The organism is Amycolatopsis sp. NPDC059657 (assembly GCF_042734395.1).
Classification (GTDB): Bacteria; Actinomycetota; Actinomycetes; order Mycobacteriales; family Pseudonocardiaceae; genus Amycolatopsis.
On record NZ_JBHWEB010000037.1, the window covers coordinates 9275 to 28414 of the forward strand.

Annotated in this window: 18 protein-coding genes and 1 tRNA gene; 6 read left to right on the plus strand and 13 right to left on the minus strand. The window is 70.1% G+C overall.

What is annotated here, in order from left to right; all coding sequences use genetic code 11:
- Positions 1-28: 28 nt before the first annotated feature.
- The 9 genes from ACFV15_RS21015 to ACFV15_RS21055 are packed head-to-tail and all read right to left on the minus strand — an operon-like array spanning position 29 to position 9475.
- Positions 29-1411 carry an MATE family efflux transporter gene (locus ACFV15_RS21015; protein WP_378352174.1) on the minus strand — a complete coding sequence of 461 codons (1383 nt, stop codon included), beginning with the start codon at positions 1409-1411 and terminating at the stop codon, positions 29-31.
- Positions 1408-2460, minus strand: coding sequence for a PLP-dependent cysteine synthase family protein (locus ACFV15_RS21020; RefSeq protein WP_378352175.1), 1053 nt, complete (start codon positions 2458-2460; stop codon positions 1408-1410). Before ACFV15_RS21020 ends, ACFV15_RS21015 begins: the two co-directional genes overlap by 4 nt.
- Positions 2457-3776, minus strand: coding sequence for an alanine racemase (locus ACFV15_RS21025; RefSeq protein WP_378352176.1), 1320 nt, complete (start codon positions 3774-3776; stop codon positions 2457-2459). Before ACFV15_RS21025 ends, ACFV15_RS21020 begins: the two co-directional genes overlap by 4 nt.
- Entirely contained in the window at positions 3773-4753 is a 981-nt protein-coding gene (locus ACFV15_RS21030; protein ID WP_378352177.1) for an ornithine cyclodeaminase, read from the minus strand. Before ACFV15_RS21030 ends, ACFV15_RS21025 begins: the two co-directional genes overlap by 4 nt.
- Entirely contained in the window at positions 4750-5322 is a 573-nt protein-coding gene (locus ACFV15_RS21035; RefSeq protein WP_378352178.1) for an ABC transporter ATP-binding protein, read from the minus strand. The genes ACFV15_RS21030 and ACFV15_RS21035 overlap by 4 nt, the downstream gene beginning before the upstream one ends.
- 2 nt (positions 5323-5324) lie before the next feature.
- On the minus strand, positions 5325-6089 hold the full coding sequence (locus ACFV15_RS21040) for an ATP-binding cassette domain-containing protein (protein WP_378352179.1): 765 nt from the start codon (positions 6087-6089) through the stop codon (positions 5325-5327).
- The gene (locus tag ACFV15_RS21045) at positions 6086-6898 is read right to left on the minus strand and encodes an ABC transporter permease (protein WP_378352180.1); all 813 of its coding nucleotides are present in this window, start codon (positions 6896-6898) and stop codon (positions 6086-6088) included. The genes ACFV15_RS21040 and ACFV15_RS21045 overlap by 4 nt, the downstream gene beginning before the upstream one ends.
- Positions 6891-7871 carry an ABC transporter permease gene (locus ACFV15_RS21050; protein WP_378352181.1) on the minus strand — a complete coding sequence of 327 codons (981 nt, stop codon included), beginning with the start codon at positions 7869-7871 and terminating at the stop codon, positions 6891-6893. Before ACFV15_RS21050 ends, ACFV15_RS21045 begins: the two co-directional genes overlap by 8 nt.
- Positions 7868-9475 carry an ABC transporter substrate-binding protein gene (locus ACFV15_RS21055; protein ID WP_378352182.1) on the minus strand — a complete coding sequence of 536 codons (1608 nt, stop codon included), beginning with the start codon at positions 9473-9475 and terminating at the stop codon, positions 7868-7870. Before ACFV15_RS21055 ends, ACFV15_RS21050 begins: the two co-directional genes overlap by 4 nt.
- Before the next feature lie 133 nt (positions 9476-9608).
- On the opposite strand from ACFV15_RS21055, the gene ACFV15_RS21060 reads away from it, so the two are divergent.
- The gene (locus ACFV15_RS21060) at positions 9609-10286 is read left to right on the plus strand and encodes a class I SAM-dependent methyltransferase (protein ID WP_378352183.1); all 678 of its coding nucleotides are present in this window, start codon (positions 9609-9611) and stop codon (positions 10284-10286) included.
- Positions 10279-12486, plus strand: coding sequence for an NB-ARC domain-containing protein (locus ACFV15_RS21065; protein WP_378352184.1), 2208 nt, complete (start codon positions 10279-10281; stop codon positions 12484-12486). Before ACFV15_RS21060 ends, ACFV15_RS21065 begins: the two co-directional genes overlap by 8 nt.
- Before the next feature lie 22 nt (positions 12487-12508).
- On the opposite strand, the gene ACFV15_RS21070 is transcribed toward ACFV15_RS21065, so the two are convergent.
- Entirely contained in the window at positions 12509-13402 is an 894-nt protein-coding gene (locus ACFV15_RS21070; protein ID WP_378352185.1) for a TIGR03619 family F420-dependent LLM class oxidoreductase, read from the minus strand.
- 131 nt (positions 13403-13533) lie between these two features.
- On the opposite strand from ACFV15_RS21070, the gene ACFV15_RS21075 reads away from it, so the two are divergent.
- From ACFV15_RS21075 to ACFV15_RS21090, 4 genes are all read left to right on the plus strand, one after another.
- Positions 13534-13872, plus strand: a complete 339-nt coding sequence (locus ACFV15_RS21075; protein ID WP_378352186.1) for a TfoX/Sxy family protein — start codon at positions 13534-13536, stop codon at positions 13870-13872.
- Positions 13873-13966: 94 nt separating this feature from the next.
- A complete protein-coding gene (sigJ, locus tag ACFV15_RS21080) occupies positions 13967-14911 on the plus strand; it encodes an RNA polymerase sigma factor SigJ (RefSeq protein ID WP_378352187.1) in 945 nt (314 codons plus the stop codon).
- A gap of 81 nt (positions 14912-14992) precedes the next feature.
- Positions 14993-16168: an NAD(P)/FAD-dependent oxidoreductase gene (locus tag ACFV15_RS21085; protein ID WP_378352188.1), complete on the plus strand. Its 1176-nt coding sequence runs from the start codon at positions 14993-14995 to the stop codon at positions 16166-16168.
- 26 nt (positions 16169-16194) lie between these two features.
- The gene (locus tag ACFV15_RS21090; protein WP_378352189.1) at positions 16195-17037 is read left to right on the plus strand and encodes an NAD(P)H-binding protein; all 843 of its coding nucleotides are present in this window, start codon (positions 16195-16197) and stop codon (positions 17035-17037) included.
- 444 nt (positions 17038-17481) lie between these two features.
- Here ACFV15_RS21090 and ACFV15_RS21095 read toward each other — a convergent pair.
- The 3 genes from ACFV15_RS21095 to ACFV15_RS21105 all read right to left on the minus strand — a co-directional run bounded on the left by ACFV15_RS21095 (position 17482) and on the right by ACFV15_RS21105 (position 19124).
- Positions 17482-17554: transfer RNA gene (locus tag ACFV15_RS21095), tRNA-Glu, on the minus strand.
- Positions 17555-17583: 29 nt separating this feature from the next.
- Positions 17584-18285, minus strand: a complete 702-nt coding sequence (locus ACFV15_RS21100; protein WP_378352190.1) for an alpha/beta fold hydrolase — start codon at positions 18283-18285, stop codon at positions 17584-17586.
- A gap of 5 nt (positions 18286-18290) precedes the next feature.
- Positions 18291-19124, minus strand: coding sequence for a class II aldolase/adducin family protein (locus ACFV15_RS21105; RefSeq protein ID WP_378352191.1), 834 nt, complete (start codon positions 19122-19124; stop codon positions 18291-18293).
- Between the last annotated feature and the right edge of the window lie 16 nt (positions 19125-19140).

Below are 19140 nucleotides of genomic sequence, written 5' to 3' on the forward strand. Positions count from 1 at the left end.
AGCGGGTTCGTGAGTGGTATGGCCGGTTCTAACCGGCCATACCACTCACGAGCCCTTTGAAGCGGCGGGCGAGCAAAACGGCGGTCGCTCCGAACCCCAGGCACAGGCCCGTCCACACGCCCGGGCCTCCCCAGCCGAAGACGTAAGCGCAGGCCAGCATTGCCGGGACGCCCACGCCCCAGTAGCCGATGAGCGTGCAGCGCAGGCCGGAGGCGGTGTCGCCGAGGCCGCGCAGCAGGCCGACCAGGATGTTCTGGGTGCCCTTGGAGAACTGCTGCGCGACCGCGAACAGCAGCAGCGTCGACGCCGTCGCCAGCACGACCGTGTCCGTTTCGCCGCGCAGGAACGGCCACAGCATGGCCTGCGGAACCACCACGTAGCCCAAGCTCACCACCGCCATCAAAGACCATGACAGCGTGAACGCCTGCCGGGCGATCACCGGGGCCAGCTCCCTTTCGCCGCGGCCGGAAGCGCGGCTGACCAGGATCGACGAGCCTTGGGACAGGCCGATGTTGCACTGGTAGACGATGTACGCCAACTGGTTCACCACATTCGACGCGGCCAGTGCCGCCGGGCCGAAGGCGCCCATCAGGACCGTCGCGATCGACGTGATCGCGGCCTCCGAGCCGTAGGTGAAACAGATCGGGGTCCCGTGGCGGACGATGTGCTTGACCACCGCCGGGTCCGCGCGCCATGCCGCGAGCGACACCATCGTCCGCAGTTCCGGGTCGCGCCGCACCGTCGACGCGAAGGCCGCCAGCGTGAAGAACTGGACCACCGTTGTGGCCAGCCCGACGCCCGCGACGCCCAGCTGAGGCAGACCGGCCCAGCCGTAGATGAACGCCGCGTTGCACACCGCGTTGACGACAATCGACACCAGTGTCACCACCAGCAGCGAGCCGGGGCGCCGGAGGCCGACCGCGAACTGGCGCAACACGTTGAGCCACACCATCGGGAACAACCCGCCCGCCAGCGCGAACATCATCGCCCGCGCGAGCGACACGATCTCCGGCTGCTGGCCGAGCAACGGCAACGCGAGAGCCAGTCCACAAAGGACCAACGCGCCCGCGAAAGCCGCCAGCGTGGCCACCAGCAGTGCCGACCGGAGCAGTGAGCGGATCTCGTCGCGAGCACGGTCGTCGAGACCGCCCGAGCGGCGTTCGGCCTCGCCCGCCGCGGTGGCCACCAGGTTCCCCACGCCGGTGACCATGCCGACGCACATCGTCCGGATCTGGTTGTACAGCAGGATCGCCAGCCCACCCGCCGCCACCGCGGACACGCCCAGCAGCCCGAGCATCGCCAGGTCGACGCTGGTCAACGCCACCTGCGCGAGCTGGATGCCCGCGATCGGCGCGGCGAGTGCCGTGAGCGCGCGGTAACCGGTGACCGGAGCCGACATGGTCCTGGTCACGCGCTGACCGCCAGCGCCGGAGCGAAAGCGTCGCGCTCGGCGACCCTGACCGACACCGCGTAGGTGGTGAACCAGCGCTCCACCCGGCGGTGTGCCAGCTCGTCGAGCACCCCGCGGGCGCGCAGCCACTCGTCGTCGTAGACGGAGTCCAGGTACTTCTCCCCCGCGTCGTTGCACAGCACCACGACCGTGCTGCCCGCCGGATACGCGAACAGCCGCCGCAGCGCGACGTGGATCGCGCCGCCGGTGGTCCCGCCCACCAGCATGCCGGTCCGGCGCGCGACCACGCGGGCGCCGGCGAACGCGTCGCAGTCGGACACGCGGTGCGCGTCGTCGATCAGCGACCGGTCGACGTTGGTGCCGATCGGGAAACCGGCCGGGCTGCCGGCGCCCGTCTGGTGGTAGACGCCCGCCGGGCCGCCGAAGATGATCGAGCCGACCGGTTCGACGGCCACCGACCGCGTGGACACGCCTGCCTTGCGCAGCCCGCGGACCGTGCCGCACAGCGAGCCGCCGGTGCCGATCGCCGCGACGAGCACGTCGATCGAACCGAGCTGGCGCCGCAGTTCCGCGGCCAGGCCGTGGTACCCGTTGCTGTTGCCGTCGTTGTTGTGCTGATCGGGGTGGAACGCGCCGAGCTCACGCGCGAGCCGCGCCGCGATCTCCCTGCGCTGCACCGAACTCGGGCCGCTGCCGGGTGTGCATTCGGCGAACACCAGTTCCGCGCCCATCGCGGAAAGCATGCGCAGTTTCTCGCGGGCCGCGTGCTGGTCGACCACGGCCGTGAATCGGTACCCGCGCTCCAGCGCGAACAGCGCCAGCCCGCAGCCGGTGTTCCCGGACGTCGGCTCGACGATGTGCCCGCCAGGCCGGAGCCTGCCGTCGCGTTCGGCTTCGATGATCATCTGCCTGGCCATCCGGACCTTGCACGAGCCGGTCGGGTTGAGGTGGTCGAGCTTGAGCAGCAGGCGCGTCCCGGTGCCGGTGCGCGCCAGCTCCAGCAGCGGGGTGTCCCCGATCAGGTCGGAGGCGCGCTGGACGATGGTCATCGGATCTCCTGGATCGGGTAATCGGTGTCGAGCTGCCAGCGGTCACCGTCGGCCACCACCTTGGGTGGCAGCGGCAGCTGGTGGAAGCCGCTTTCGTTCTTGTCCATCTGGTAGCCGGCGGTGTTGGGGTAGACGAGCAGGTCACCGAACCGCGGCGCGGCGGGCAATTCCACCGTGCGCCAGGTGAGGACGTCGTACTCCATGCAGCTGGACCCCGAGACGGCCGTCCGCACCGGCCCGCCGCTCTGCACCGCGCTGACCAGGATCGGGTCCGGCAGGAATTCGCTGCCCTTCCACTGCTCGGACAGGCTCATGCTCAGGCCGGCGACCGTCGTGATGAGGTGCTCGCCGCTCGGTTTCGTGCCCAGCACCGGGAACACCGTGAACCCGGCGCCGTCGACGAGCGCCCTGCCCGGTTCGAGCAGCAGCTCGATCTCGGCTTCGCGTAACCGCGTGGCCAGGCCGTCATGCCGCAGGATCGCGGTGACCATCGAAGCGCCGGTCGGCGCCTGGTGATACGGATACGTCCGCGCCGGATTCCGGCCGCCGTGGAACCACTCATCGCCGCGACCGGCCTCGAACCGCGCCCAATCCGATGCATCCACATAGGACACCGCGATCCCACCGCCGATGCTGATCTTCGTAGCCGGATGCCCGAGCGCACGGGCATCCCGGCACAGCCCGATCAGCCGGACGGCGAGTTCGGCACGCGGAACCGGGTCGTACCCGTCGAGATGGAACGAAAAGCCCCGCACTGTGACACCCAGCTCGGCACACCGGCGCACAGCGGCCGCGAGCGCTTCCTCGGCGAACCCGAAACGGCTCGCCGGAGCCATCGGCGGCCGCACCCGCAGCAGCACCTCGGCCGTCTCGCCGAGTTCACCCGCCAGGCGAGCGAGCCGCTCCAGCTCGTCGGCCGCGTCCACCGCGATCAGGCACCGGTGCCGCAGCGCGAGCCACAGCAGGCCGTCGGGCTTGGCCGCGCCGGTCACCCCGATCGACTCGCCGCGCACGCCGTTCCCCAGCGCGTGCACCAGTTCCGGCACACTCGCGACGTCGACCCCGGCGCCCGGCCCGGTGCATTCCCGCAGCCACGCCGACGCCTTGTTCGCCTTCTTCCCGTAGTAGACGGTGCCCGGCACGCCCTCGGCGGCGAGCGCGTCGACCATCGCGGCCAGGTTCTCCGCGAACGTCGCCGGGTGGATCACGTGGAACGGCCCGCCACCGACCGCGCGCGCGATGTCCCACAGCATGGCCGAACCCCGCAGCTTCGGCGCCCAAGGCCGCTCCAGCGCGGGCAAAGGCGGCGACTTCACGACCACAGCGCCACCTCCTGGCCGCGGCCTGCCGCGATGGCGCGCGCGGCGAGCGCGTGCGCCACCGGGATGTCGGTGATGATCATGCCGCTGCTGAACGCGAACACCCGGTCCTCGTCGCCGCGACGCCCCGCCACGCGACCAGCCAGGATCTCGGGCAGCTCGGCGTCGACGTGGAACACGCCGTCCGGGCCCGCCATCCGCTGCCCGGTCACCTCGACCTGCGCGGCGCTGGTGGCCACCGTGTAGTCGGCCTCGGCGAGCGTGCCTTCCTGGACTCCCTTGCTGGCCACCGAAATCAGCAGCCCGCCCGGCGGCAGCCAGCCGAGCTGGATCTTCGGGTGCGCCGCCCGCCCCGACGCCGCGATCACGATGTCGGACTCGCGGGCCGCGGCCTCGACGTCGGAGACCAGCTCCACCTCGCGCTCCGGGAACTGGTTCGCCAGCGCGGCGATGCTGTCGCGGATACCGTCGGGATGAGTGCCGAACAACCGCAACCGCTCCAGCTTCGGCAACGCGGTGAGCAGGTACGGCAGTGTCCGGATCCCTTGTGCCCCAGTGCCGACCATGAGCGCCGAGCGCGCGCCCGGCGTGGCGCATTCCCGCGCGAGCAGCGCGGTGCTGGCCGGCGTGCGCGTCGCGCCGACACGGTGACAGTCCAGCAACGCGAACGGGGTGCCGGTGGTGTCGTCGTACAGCGTGATGGTCGTGTAGTACTTCTCGGCCGAAGTGCTGCCCTGGCGATAGCTCGTCTTGAAGGCGGCCTGTTCGAGTGAACCGTCGTAGCCGAGCATCGAGTACGTGACCGCGTCCCGCTCCGGGTCGGGGATCGGCACCATGAGCTTGGCCGGGTTCCGCGACTTCCCGGCCGCGAAGGCGAGATAGCCGTCTTCGACCATGGTGATCGCCTCGTGCGGGGTGAGCTCCAGGTTGTGGAGGTCGCCCCTGGTGAGGATGTGCAGAGTGGGCGGTTTCATGACGTGAGCACCTTTCTCGTGGAAGCGATGGCGTCGACCAGCGGGAGGTCATGACTGATGAAGAGCACACCCGCGCCGTCGGCGGCGGCCCGGCGCAGTGTCGCGGCCACCGCGGCGGTGGTGGCCGGGTCGAGCGACGCGGTCATTTCGTCGCACAGCAGGTATTTCGGCTCGCCGACGAGCGCGCGGGCGATGGCGGCGCGCTGGAGCTGACCGTCGGACACCTGCCGCGGGTAGCGGTCGAGCAGGCTGACCGGCAGGTCCGCGCGAGCACACAAGGCTTCCCAGCCGACTTCGCCGTCAGCGCAGACCGCGATGGACCGGCGCAACGTGAGCCGCGGGTCCATCGCCCGCCTCGGCGACTGGAACAGCATCGTCACCGGACCGTCCCGCAGGACCTGGCCGCTCAGTGGCTTGGCCAGTCCGGCGAGCACTCGGGCCAGCGACGTCTTACCGCAGCCGGAAGGACCGACCAGCCCGACGATCTCGCCGGGCCGGATGTCGAGGTCGAAGCCGGTGCACAGGATCGTGCGGCCGTGGCCGACGGTGACGGAACGCGCGGAGAGCATGGTCAGCTTCCGTATCGGTAGTCGTCGGGCAGGCCGACGAGATCGGGCGTGGGGAACGGCAACGGGTGCAGCCCGTTCTCGGGCAGTGCGGCCAGCAGGTCACGCGTGTACGGATTCCCAGGCGCCGCAAGCACTTCGGCGGCCGGCCCGGTCTCGACGATCCGCGACGCGAACATCACCGACAGATCCGCGTCCGCGCCGCGCAACGCCTCGATGTCGTGCGTGGCGACGAGCACGGCACGGTCCACCGCCAGCTTCGCGAGCAGCGAGACGGCGGCACGGGAGCGCTCGCGATCCAGCGCCGAGGTCGGCTCGTCCGCGACGACCACCGCCGGATCGCCCGCGATCGCGGCGGCGATGGCGGCCCGCTGGAGCATCCCGCCGGACAGCTCGTGCGGATACTTCCCGAGCGCGTCCGCCTCCAGCCCGACCAGATCGAGCAGTTCGCGCGGCCCGCGCTCGCCGCGCAGCCAGCGCACCGTCTCGGCCAGCTGCTTGCCGAGCTTGCGCACCGGGGTGAAGCACGTCATCGCCGACTGCGGCACGACTCCGATGGCCCCGGAGACCGTCACGCGCCCGGTGACGCGGGCCGTGGCGGGCAGCATTCCCGTGACGGCCGCACACAAGGTGGACTTCCCCGAGCCGGAGCCGCCGATCACGAAATGCGGCCTGCCTGGCACCGCGACGAGGTCGGCCTCGGTGACCGCGTGCACCTCGCCGCGATCCACCGGGATGCGCACGCTGAGCTTTTCAAGCAGGAGCGTCATGCCGTCACCGCCGCTCGCGAAGCCGAGAAAGAACGTCCGATCACCGAAAGCGCCAGCGTGACGGCCACGATCGCGCCGGCAGGGAACGCCAGCCGCCACCAGTGCCCGAGCAGCAACGCGTCGCCCGCGTCGGCGAGCAAGGTGCCCAGAGACGCTTGGTGCGGCGGCAATCCCACGCCGAGGAAGGACAAAGTGGACTCGTGCCACACCGCGTGCGCGACGAGCAGCACGACCGCCACCCCTGCCTGTCCCAGCGCCACGGGCAGGAAATGCACGCGCGCGATCGTCCACGACGGCACCCCGCGCAGCTTCGCGACCTCGACGTACTCCGCGTGGCGCACGGAGAGCAGTTCCGCACGCACGACACGCGCGATCGAGGTCCAGTGCGTGAGCACGAGCGAGACCACGATGGCCACGAGCGAGCCACGGAACATCGACACGATCAGCAGCGACAGCAGCAGGCTCGGGATCGCGGTCATCGCGTCGGCCACGCGCATCCCGATCCGGTCCCACCAGCCACCGAACGCACCGGCGGCGATACCGACGGCGAGCCCGATGAGCGTGGACACCACGGCGGTGACCGCCGAGATCCCCAGCGACACCCGCATTCCCTTGGCCACCAAGGTGAACAGGTCCCGGCCGGACGAGTCCGTGCCGAACCAATGCTCGAGACCCGGCCCCTGATCGGCGGCCGCGAAGTCGGTGATCGCCTCGTCGACCGGGAACAGGATGGGCACGAAGATCGCGTAAGCCGCCAGTGCCGCGACGACCGCGGCAGCGCACCAGGCGGCCCGGTTCCGCTCAGCCATCGGCTTCGATCCTCGGGTCGACGGCGATGGCGGCGGCGTCCGCGGCCAGATTGCCGAGCAGCACCACGCCGACGGTGAGCACCGTGATGATCGCCAGGAGCGGGAAGTCCATCGCCCGCGCGGAATCCACGGTCGCGTCACCCAGCCCCGGCCACGCGAACACCGTCTCCACCACGGTCGCGCCGATGAGCAGCTCCGGCAGCCTGCCGCCGACCAGCGCGAAGAACGGGGCCGCCGCCATCGGCAGGATGTGCCCGCGCTCGACAACGCCACGCGGCAGGCCGCGCGCACGCGCACCACGCACCGGGTCGCTGCCCGCCACCGCGACGATCGCTTCACGCAAACCCAGGATCAGCCACGGCACCTGCGAAATCCCGAGCACCAGCGCGGGCAGCACGAGATGGCGCGCGGCCGACGCGGCCGTCACCGCGGCACCCGGATCCGTCAGCCCGGAGCCGGGGAACAGCCGGAACGTCACCGCCAGCAGCAGCACCGCGCCGAGCGCGACGATGAACGGCGGCACCGCCTGCAGCAGCACGGCCAGCGCGCTGATCCCCCGGTCGACGAGCCCGCCCGCGCGGAGTCCGGCGATCGCGCCCAGCACCATGGCGACCGTCACCGCGACCAGCGAACCCGCCATTCCCAGCAAGGCCGTCCAGCCCAGCCGGTCGGCGAGCACCTGCGCGACCGGCTCGTGATACGCCCGCGAGTAGCCGAGATCCCCGGTCAGCACGCCGGTGAGCCAGTGCCACCAGGCGGCGATCCAGCTCTGGTCGAGCCCGAGCGTGTGACGCAGCGACTCGCGTCCGGCCTCGGTGAGCCCGTCGCCGACGCCACGCAGATACGCCTCCAGCGGGTCGAACGGGCTCGCCGCGGCGAGCGCGAACGTGACGAGCGAAACCCCCAGCACGAGTGGCACCCCGAAGAGCAGTCGACGAGCGGCGAGCCTGGCTATGCGACGCGTCCGCGTCACGAGCGGGTCCAGCGGGCCAGCGAATACCAAGGACCCCAGGCAACACCGTGCGCGTGCGGTTCGAGAGCGGTCGGGCCGAACTTCCAGCCGTTGTCGCGCACCACGTACACGTGGTTCTCGGAAACGAGTGCCAGCATCGCGGGCGCCGCGTGATAGGCGGCCTGGAAGTCACGGTAGAGCTGCGCGCGCTTGGCGGGGTCGCGCTCGACACGGGCCGCGTCGAGCGCGCGGTCGACGGCCGGGTTCACGTAGTCCGACGCGTTGTCCCACTTCGAGCCGACACCCGGTTTGGCGTAGCGGGAGTGGAACTTCGGGTACAGCTGAGTGTCCACTGTGTACGGCTGACCACCGCCGCCGAGCAGGAACGCTGTCGCGGCCAGGTACTGCGGCGTCATGGTCGACTTCTCGACGGCGACCGGGTTCAGCTCCAGCCCGATCTTCTTGGCGTCGGACACGGTGGCCATGGTGAGGTCGCGGCGCAGGTTCTCGGTCGGGTAATAGGCGACGTCGAACCGCGCGCGCCGGCCGTCGCGTTCACGAACGCCGTCGGCGCCGACACGCCAGCCCGCGTCGTCGAGCACCTTGCGCGCGCGCTCCGCGTCGAAGGTGAAGTCCTGCGCGGGATCGTAGGCGACCCCGAACAGCGGGGTGACCAGCGTCGAGACGGCCGTGCCCTCGCCGCGCAGGATGTCGCGGACCATCGCCGCGCGGTCGACGCCGAGGTTCAGCGCGAGCCGGACGGCCGGATCGCCCGCCACCGGATCGCCGGTGGGCAGGGTGATGCCGAGCCAGTCGTTGGCCTTCGCGGAGATCACGCGGTAGCCGTCCTTCGCGGCGGCGTGCGCGAGCGCGGGCGGCAGCCGGGTTCCGTCGGCGTTGCCCGCGAGCTGGGCGGCGCGGGCCTTGTCGTCGTCCGTGCGCCGCACGACGAAGGTCTTGACCGACGGCTTGGCGCCCCAATACCCGTCGCGCGCGGTGAACACCGCCTGGTCGGGCCGCAGTTCGGTCACCGCGTACGGGCCGGTGCCGATGGGGTGATCGCCGAGGTCGAGCTTGTCGGCCGGGCCGGGCTTCGCGAGCGACTCCGACGGCGCGATGGCCAGGAACAACCGGTGCGGCACATCGCCGTAGGCCCCGGTGAGCGTGAAGTCGACCGTGTCGGGCCCGCTCGCCTTCGCCGACTTGAGGAAGTCGAAGTTCGCCGCGATCGGCGACGCGAACGCGGGGTCGATCACCGCGTTGTAGGTCGCGGCGACGTCTTCGGGGCCGAAGGCGGACCCGTCGGAGAAGGTGACCCCGCCCCGGGTCCGCACCCGCCACTGGGTCAGGTCGCCGCCGACGGGTTCGGGCGGTCCCTCGGCGAGCACGGGCACCGCGTCGGGAATGCGGTCGTCCTGTCCCTCCGCGACGCGATACAGGCTCTCGTAAACCTTCGATTCCCCATTGCCGCCATGGCCGGTGAGCGGATTGAAGTGGCCCAGTTCCTCGGCGTCGATGACGACGAAGCGGTCGGTGACGCCCGAAGCCGACGGCGCGGCACAGGCGGCGAGTACAAGCACGAGCGCGGGCACGAAGGGGCGCAGACGAGGGCAAGAGGTAAGCACCTCGCCACCCTAGCCATAATGATAATCATTTTCGATTAGACTGTGCGCCAGGTCACGCCGGTCAACTGAGACCCGCGCACAGCGCGTACACGACCGGGAACAGGCCGGATGGTGAACGAGTAACCTGGCGGCCGTGGACGACAGGCCGATCACCATGGCACAGCGCACCTTCCGGCAGCATGCCGAGCAGCTGACGACCATGACCAACCGCGACCGCTTCGGCTACATCTTCCGCGCCAACATGTGGGCGGCGGACTCGGTTTCCGGCCCCGGCTCTGAGCTGGAGCAGACCCGCGCGCTGCGCATCGGCCTGCCGCCGCTGCTCGCCCGGTTCGGCGTGCGGTCGCTGCTCGACCTGCCGTGCGGCGACTTCGGCTGGCTGAGCACAGTGGACCTCGGCATCGAGAGTTACCTCGGCGCCGACATCGTCCCCGAACTCGTGGCACGCAACATCGAACGGCACGGCCAGTCGTTCCAGGTGCTCGACCTGCTCACGGACGACCTGCCGCGCGCGGACCTCGTGTTGTGCCGGGATTGCCTGGTGCACCTGAGTTTCCACGACATCGGCCGCGCGATCGCCAACCTCCGCCGCAGTGGCTCGCGTTACCTGCTCACCACGACCTTCACCGAATTGACCACCAACGCCGACATCGTCACCGGCGACTGGCGCGCGCTCAACCTCTGTCGCGCCCCCTTCGATTTCCCGGAACCACTGGCCGTTTTGCACGAGGAGTGCACCGAGGAGGACGGCGCCTTCGCCGACAAGGCCTTGGCACTGTGGGACCTCGATTCACTGGTGCCTCGTGGATAACGCGCCTGCCTTCATGGCGCTGATCAAGCGCTACCGTCTTCGCGCCAACCTGACCCAGGAGGAGCTCGCCGACGAGTCCGGCGTCAGCATCCGCGCGATCAGGGACATCGAGCGCGGCATCGCCAGGAGCCCGCAGCGGCGGACGATCGAGTCGCTCGCCGCCCCGCTGGCGCTGACCGGCGACGAGCTGGCCCAGCTGCGCGACGCGGCGAAGTCGAACCGCGCCCAGCAGGCCGCCACCGGCGTCTACGCCACCTCGGTGATCGGCATGCTGCCCCCTGACATCGACGATCTCACCGGCCGCGAGCGCGACCTCGAGGCGTTGCTCATGCTCGCCGACGAACTGACGGGCAGCCCTCGATGGTCAGGGCACACGGCGGTGCTGACCGGGCCTCCCGGCGCGGGCAAGACGAGTCTCGCGGTACGGGCAGCGCACGAACTCACCGACGTCTTCCCCGACGGCAGGCTGTTCTTGAAGCTGCGCGGGATGTCGGCCCAGCCGAACGACCCGGCCGACGTGCTGCACCTGATCCTGCGTTCGCTGGGCGTCGACGCCGTCACCATCCCGGCCGAGCTGGAACAGCGTGCGAGCCTCTGCCGATCCCTGTTGAAGGACCGCGCGACCGTCCTCGTGCTCGACGACGCGGCAGGCGAAGCGCAGGTGCGCCCGCTCATGGTCGGCGGCCCGCGCTGCCTCACGCTGATCACCAGCCGTCAGCTGCTGGTCGGCCTCGAAGGCGTCAGCAGGTTCAATCTCACCGTCCTCGACCATGACGACGCCCTCGCACTGCTGACGGCCATCATCGGGCGGTCCCGTGTCGCGGCCGAGCACGCGGCGGCACTCGAACTGGTCGAGCTGTGCGGCAGGCTCCCGCTCGCGCTCCGCATCGTGGGCAACCGGCTCGCGAGCCGTACTGGCTGGCCGCTGGCCGGTCTGGTCGACCAGCTCCGCGACACCAGTACCCGGCTGAAGACGCTCACCGCGGGCGACCTCGACATCCGCAGCGTCTTCGAACTGTCCTACCGCCAGCTCACCCCGGCCGCGGCCACGGTGTTCCGAAGACTTTCCCTCGTGCCCGCCGCCGAATTCTCCGCGGGCGCCGCGATGGCACTCGCCGACACCCAGGACGCGACCCCGCTGCTGGAGGAACTCGCCGACGCGAGCCTGCTGCAGACTTCACACCTGGACGGCCGCTACCAGTTCCACGACCTGCTCCGCGTGTTCGCGGCGGAACTACTCGCCCAAGAAGACCCGCCTGAAGCCATAGCGGCGGCAGAACGCCGTCTCACCGGCTGGCTGGTGCGCACGGCGACCGCGGCGGGCCGCTACTTTCTTCCGTCCGGCGACAGCGCGCCCCCGGAGCCGACACCGTGGTTCAGCGATCCCGACGGAGCGCGGCGCTGGGTCGAAGTAGAGGTCAAGAACTGGCTGCCGGCAATGAAAAGCACCGCCGCGCGCGGCGAGCACCGGCCGGTACTCGACCTCGCCGAGGCCATGCACTGGTACCTCGACATCGACGGCACCGCCGGCACCTGGCACGAGGTCTACACACTCGCCGTGCGCTCGGCACTCGCGATCGGCAGCAAGCGCGACGAAGCCGTCCACCGCAACAATCTCTCGTGGATCGTGTGCGTCTTCGGCGACGGGGACGGCGCCGCCCAGCTGGCCCGGCAGGCCTTCGACGCCGCCGTGGCCGCGGGCGACCTGCGTGAACAAGCCTGGTCCAAGCTCTATCTCCGGCGCGCGCAAAACCACGACTCCGGTGAACTGCTCGACGAAGCGGTGCGCCTGTTCGAGGAAGCGGATTACCCGATCGGCGTCCATTGGGCGCGGGCGGAGCGAGCCACCTACCGGCATGAGCAAGGTGATCACGCGGCCGCCGCGGCGGAGTTCGAACGCTGCCTCACACACCTCAGGCAGCGGACCGGCACTCCCATGGACGATTACAGCTACGCCTACGTATTGCTGGATTCGGCACAGAGCCTGGTCGCGCTCGGCTCGCGCGACCAGGCGCTCACCCGGTGCGAAGAGGCACTCGCGCTCTTCCGCCGCCACGGCGTCACCTTGGGCCAGGCCCGCACTCTCCAGGCCATCGCCGGGATCCTCCGGCACCGTGGCGACATCGCGAACGCCGACGCCGCCCAGACCGAGGCACTCACCCTGTTCGAACGAACGGGCGCGGCCCGAAAGTCCACATAGGACAGAGTGCCTCGGCCGTGATTCAGCCCTTGGCCGTCAGTTCGAGCAGCCGCCCGGTCAGGTCGAGGTGTTCGTCCACGCTGCTGGTCAGGTAGGTGAGGTCCACAAAGGTGTGATCCGGTTCGAGCGCCGAGACGATCTTCACCACCGACTCGGCGATGGCCTCCGGCGTCGTTTCAGGAGCGACGTTCACCCGCAGCGCCACACCCAGTGCGCCCGGATCACGCCCGGCCCGCTCGGCGTCGGCACGGAGCTTGGCCAGCGTCCCGGTCACATAGTCCGCGGGGAACTGCTCGGGCACCGACCACACCGGCAGCCAGCCGTCCGCCCGCTCGGCGACCCGGCGCAGCGCCCGCTCCCCGAACCCGGCCAGATGCACCGGCGGCTTGCGCACCGGCTTGAGCGCGACATGGCTTTCCGCGATCGAGTAGCCGACACCCTCGTGCGACACGATGTCCTTGGACCACCAGGTGTCCAGCAGGTCGAGCAGATCGTCCAGCCGCTTGCCGCGCTCGGACATCGGAATGCCGACGGCCTCGTACTCGTCCGGCGACCAGCCGATGCCCAGCCCCGGCAGCAACCGGCCATTGCTGGCCACGTCGATGCTGGTCAACGCCCTGGCGAAAGTGGCAGGCTGGTACTGCGTGGCGTTGATGGTGCTGGACCCGAGAATCGCCGTCTCGGTCACCGCCGCGGCGACGGCCAGCGCGGTGAACGGATCGTGCGCGGTCCAGAATTCCTCGGGCATGGTGTCGTAGCCGGGGTAGGGCACCACAGGCGCGACCGGCGACAGCAGCCGGTCCCCCACCCAGAGCCCGGCCGCCCCGGCCTCCTCGGCCGCACGCGCGTACCGCGCGATCCCGCCCGGCGAGGCCGCGGCCTTGCCGAACACCGGAAGACTGAAACCAATACGCATGGCTGAACCCCCTGAAGCGGCAACGGACCCGTACCGGCCCTGTCACCAGTAGTACCCGCATTTGGTTGCGCGTTCAAGCATCTCCGATCATCGGCTTGAGCCCCTCGCTCCGGCTGGTGGATGATCTGGCGATGTCCTACGACGAAGAGCTGGCGGAGCGGATCCGGGCGCTGGTGGCGAGCGAGCCTGGCATCTTCGAGCAGCGGATGTTCGGCGGCCTGGCGTTCATGGTCAACGGCAACATGTCCGTGGCGGCCAGCGGGAAAGGCGGCCTCCTGGTCCGTGTCCACCCCGACGACGCCGACTCCCTGCTCGGCACGCACGTGGAGCCCATGGTGATGGGTGGCAGGGAAATGCGCGGCTGGCTACGCGTCGACAGCGCGGCCATGGACACCGACGACGAACTGGCCGGCTGGGTCGATCGCGGCGTCGGCTACGCCCGTTCCCTCCCCGTCAAGCGCAAGAAGTGAGCGCGGGCCCGTCTGACTCGCCGCCTCCGCGTCACGACCGGTCGCCTCATCCTGTCGATGTGGAGCTACGGCACGCGATGGTTAACTGGGGACCATGCTGGTGGGCGCGCACGAGGTCGAGGTGTTCGAGGGAGCCAGGCCGCGGCTGGAGGCGATCGCCTACCGCCTGCTGGGGTCGGCCACCGACGCCGAGGACGCCGTACAGGACACGTTCCTGCGCTGGCAGTCCGCCGACCGGGGGCTCATCGAGACGCCTGAGGCGTGGCTGACGAAGGTGCTCACCAACCTCTGCCTCAACCGGCTCACCTCGGCGCGGGCGAGGCGGGAGACCTACGTGGGCCAGTGGCTGCCCGAACCGGTCTTCGCCGGTGACCGGATGCTCGGCCCGGAGGACACCGTCGAGCAGCGTGAGTCGGTCTCGATCGCGATGCTCACGCTCATGGAACGGCTGTCGGCCAAGGAACGCGTGGTGTACGTGCTGCGCGAGGCGTTCGGTCACTCCCACGGCGAGATCGCCGAGTCGCTCGACCTCACCGAGTCCAACTGCCAGCAGATCTACCGGCGCGCCAAGCAGCACCTGGCCGCCGACCGGCGCCGGGTGGCGGTCGACGCGGCCGCCGCACGCAAGATCATCGAGGAATTCCTCGCCGCGGCACTCAGCGGCAGGACCGACTCACTCGTGAAGATGCTGACCGACGACGCGATCAGCGTGGGCGACGGTGGCGGCGTGCTCTTCTCGCTGCCGCGGCCGGTCACCGGTGCGCTGCGGGTGGCGAGGTTCCTGCGCGGGCTGTTCGAACCCAGCGCGGCCAAATGGGAGCTGATCGGCGGCCGTCCGGTCCTGTTCGCCTCGGTCGCCAACGGTGTGCCCGCGCTGGTGTTGGTGGTCGAGGACCGGATCGCGGGCATCGTCTCGCTGGACGTGACCACCGACGGCATCGCCGCCGTTCACGCACAGGTGAATCCCGCCAAGCTCGAACGCGCCGCGCGCCAGTGGGCCACGTCAGGACAGGGGGAACCACTGGTCTTCGAGTGGTGACCTGGATCACTGCTCACCGCTGTCAGGTTTCGCGCCGCTGTCCGGTTCAGGAAGCGACACCAGCCAGACAGGAGCGAGACCATGAAGCACCAGATCGTCGTTCTCGGGGCCGGATACGCCGGCGCCAACGCCGCCGCGCGCCTGGCCAAGCGGCTGCACCCCGCCGGCACCGAGATCACCGTCGTCAACGCAGACAGCGAGTTCGTCGAGCGCGTCCGCATGCACCAGCTCGCGAGCGGCCAGCACCTGAAGCCCCGCACGCTGACCGAGGTCTTCAGGGGCACGGGCGTGCGGGTACGGCAGGCACGGGTCACCGCCGTCGACGCCGAACGCAAGACCGTCGGCATCGACGGCGGTGGCGAGATCGTCTACGACACGCTCGTCTACGCACTCGGCAGCACCGCCGCGGACTGCGGCGTTCCCGGCGTGGCCGAGCACGCCCACGACCTCGCGGGCAAGCAGTCCGCGCTGCGGCTGCGTGACCGCCTGGCCGGTCTCGACGCGGGCGGCACCGTGCTCGTCGTCGGTGGCGGCCTCACCGGTATCGAAACCGCCACCGAGATCGCCGAAGCCCGGCCTGACCTCGAGGTATCACTCGCCGCCCGCGCGGGCCTCGGCGACTGGCTGAGCGAGAAGGCCCGGCTCCACCTGCGCAAGGCTTTCGACCGGCTCGGCATCACCGTGCACGAGCGCACCGACATCGCGGCCGTCGAGCCGACCGGCGCGGTCACCGCCGACGGCCGCGCGATCGCGGCACAGGTGACCGTCTGGACAGCGGGCTTCGCCGTCCATCCCCTCGCGGCGGCCACGACGCTGCGGGTGTCCGAGACAGGGCGGATCGTCGTCGACGACACGATGCGGTCGGTCTCGCATCCCGACGTCTACGCCGTCGGTGACGCCGCGCTCGCACCCGGCGCGAGCGGCGCCCCGCTGCGGATGTCCTGCGCCTCGGGTGTCCCCTCGGCTTACCAGGCCGCCGACGCCATCGCCGCCCGCCTGACCGGAGGCAAGATCCCCGGCAACAAGATCGGCTACACCGCCCAGTGCGTCAGCCTCGGCCGCCGGGACGCGATCGTGCAGTGGGTGACCCCCGACGACCGGCCCAAACCGTCCGCGGTCACCGGAAAGCCCGCCGCACGCCTCAAGGAAATGATCTGCAAGGCCGCCGCTTGGAGCGTTTCCCACCCGACCTCGATGCTCCCGGCCCGCCGCCGTCGCATCAATCTGACCGAAAAGCCCCTCGCGATCACCGTGTGACATCGAGCGAGAAAGGAACGACCATCATGATTCTGCTCACCGGAGCCAACGGCGTCGTGGGACGTCAGGTGCTGAATGTGCTGCGGCGCGACGGCAATGCCGTCACCGCGGTCACTCGAGGACTCGACCGGACCAGTTTTCCCGAAAACGCGAAAGTCGTCACCGGCGACCTCTTTCGTCCACAGTGGATCAAGGCGGCCTTGGAAGGCGTCAAGGCGCTGCAGATCAGCCCGCGCGCCACCGGTCCCGGCCTTCGCGAGCTGCTGAAGCTGGCCGCCGAACAAGGCGTGCGGCGAGTGGTGTTGCTCTCGGCCACCACCGTGGAGTTCCCGGCGGGGGAGGCGCGCTTCGCCGCCCAGTTCAAGCTCGCCGAGGCACTCGTCATGCGCTCAGGTCTGGAGTGGACGGTCCTGCGCCTGGCCGACTTCGCCGCCAACGCGGTGGCATGGGCGCCCCAGATCAAGGCCGGTGACGTGGTGCGCGGCGCGTACGGCCGAGCCGCCACCTCGCCGATCCACGAAGCCGACATCGCCGCGGTCGCCGCACAAGCACTCCTCGGCGGCGCTCACGCGGGGTCCGTGCACACGCTGACCGGTCCGCACTCAGTGGATCAGTACGAGAAGGTGCGGCTCATCGGCGCCGCCATCGACCGGACGCTGTCTTTCCAGGAACTCCCGCCCGAGCAGGTACGGCAGGGCATGCTCGCGCAAGGACTGCCCGAGGAGGTCCCCGCCCGCCTGCTCGGCTCACTGGCCGACTACAGCGATCGCCCCGGCCCCACGACCAGCACCGTGGAAGACCTGCTGGGCAGGCCCGCGCTCACCTTCGCCGACTGGGCACACGACAACGCGGCCGTTTTCAGCCGCTGAAAACCGAAAACACAAATGCCACTGACCAAGATAGTCAGTGGCATTTGTGTGGATGTTGCGCGCACCCCCGACAGGCCAAGAGCGCTCACAGCGGGTCGGGTAGTTAAGGGTCGGGCAGAGTGGTCAAGCCCGTTGCTCAACGGGCGCCGCACGAGTGGTTCAACGTTGCGAACGGGGCGTTCGCAACGCTGAGCGACACATACGCCCCGTTCATTCCGTTCACCCCACCCCACAAAGCAGGCAAATGCGACATCGCGGGGGCGAAATTCGGCCGCTTGAGTCCTTTGTGGACGTTAGATGCGTGCGGCCGGGCCACCGACGACGGCCCGATCGACTTGGGTTGAGTGAGGGAGGCTCTCATCGCCGCCGTGGCGGAGCGGATCACCGAAGTCATGCCTCGAACACAAAAAACGCCTGCTCACTGAGCAGGCGTTTCGGACCGGGTACCCCCGATGGGATTCGAACCCACGCTACCGGCGTGAGAGGCCGGCGTCCTAGGCCGCTAGACGACGGGGGCTCAGGAACTTCCTTGGTGCGGGAGAAAACTTAGCAGAGCAGTTCGCGGATCAGTTCGGCGACCTCCCTTGGGCGCTCGACGTGCAGTGAGTGGCCCGCGTCCTCGATGATCGCCACCCGTGCGCCCGCCGCCCGGTAGCGGGCGGCCGTGGGGGCGCAGGGGTAGATCCGGTCGCGGCCGCCGAGGATCGCCAGCGCCGGGAGGCCGAGGTCACGGAGCTGGACGTCGAGGGGGTGGGCGGCCAGGCGCGCACGGCGGTCGGCCAGTACGACCCGGTACATGCCGGGGTGCATCTCGGACAGGGACGACCGCCATGGGCTGAGCCGATGGAGGAACCCCATCATTGCCGCCGTGGCGGGCAGGAACGCGCCGGGCGGGAACTTGGCGTAGCTGTAATCCGGGGCCTGGCCGAGGATGACCAGGCTGGCGACGCCAGGCCAGCGCCGCGCCAGTGCGAGCGCCACGTCCGCGCCGAAGGAATGGCCGACCACGCAGGCTTCGGTGACCTCCAGCTCGGCCAACGCCCCCGCCACGGCACACGCCTGGGATTCGGCGTCCAGGCCTTGGGCGCCGCCGCCGGTGCGGCCGTGGCCGAGCAGGTCGACGCGGATGACCCGGTGGCCGGGTGCGAGCCCGGCCGCGACCTCGCCGAACCAGTGCAGTGACGAACCGAAACCGTGCAGCAGCACCACCGCGGAACCTTCGGCCTGCCCGTCTTGGCGGACGTGCATTCCGCTCAGTCGAACAGATCGGGGTCGGAGAGCGTGATCTGGTCCCACAGCGGCCGCGCCTGGAACCAGCCTGCCAGCGGGCTGCCGAGCTGGGCGCGGCTTTGGAGTGCGACGTCGCGGTCGATGAGCTTGGGGGTGCCCGCCGCCATGGCCAGCAGCTGAGCCTGGCAGGAGCGCTCCATGGTGATGAACCACCACACCGCTTCCGCGACCGTCTGGCCGACGGTGAGCAGGCCGTGGTTCTGCAGGATGACCGCCTTGTGGGGGCCGAGCGCCTCGCCGATGCGCTTGCCTTCCTCGACATCGCTGACGATGCCGCGGTAATCCGTGTAGAGGCCCTGGTCCTCGAAGAACGCGCACGCGTCCTGGGTGATCGGAGCGAGCGGGATGCCCAGGCTGGAGAAGGCTTTTCCGTACAGCGAGTGCGAATGCGCGGCGGCCAGCGCGTCGGGGCGGGCTTGGTGGACCTGGGCGTGGATGACGAACGCCGCGCGGTTCACGGGACGGTTGCCGTGTTTCACGTTGCCGTCGTGGTCGACCAAAATGAGGTCGGAAGCCTTGATCTGGTTGAAGCTCATGCCGAACGGGTTGACCCAGAACCACTCCGGGTGCTCCGGGTCGCGCACCGTGATGTGCCCGGCGACGCCTTCCGAGAAGCCGAAGCGGCCGAACAGCCGGAAGCCCGCGGCCAGCTGCTCCTTGCGGTACTGCCGCTCGTCTTCGACCGACTCGAAGGTCGGCGGCACCGGCAGCTGGGCGTTCTCGGGCATCGGCCCGATCGCGGACGCCAGGGCGGCGACCATTTCGGCGGGCAAGGTGGACATCTCGGTCGTCGTCATCGCGCGAACCCCACTT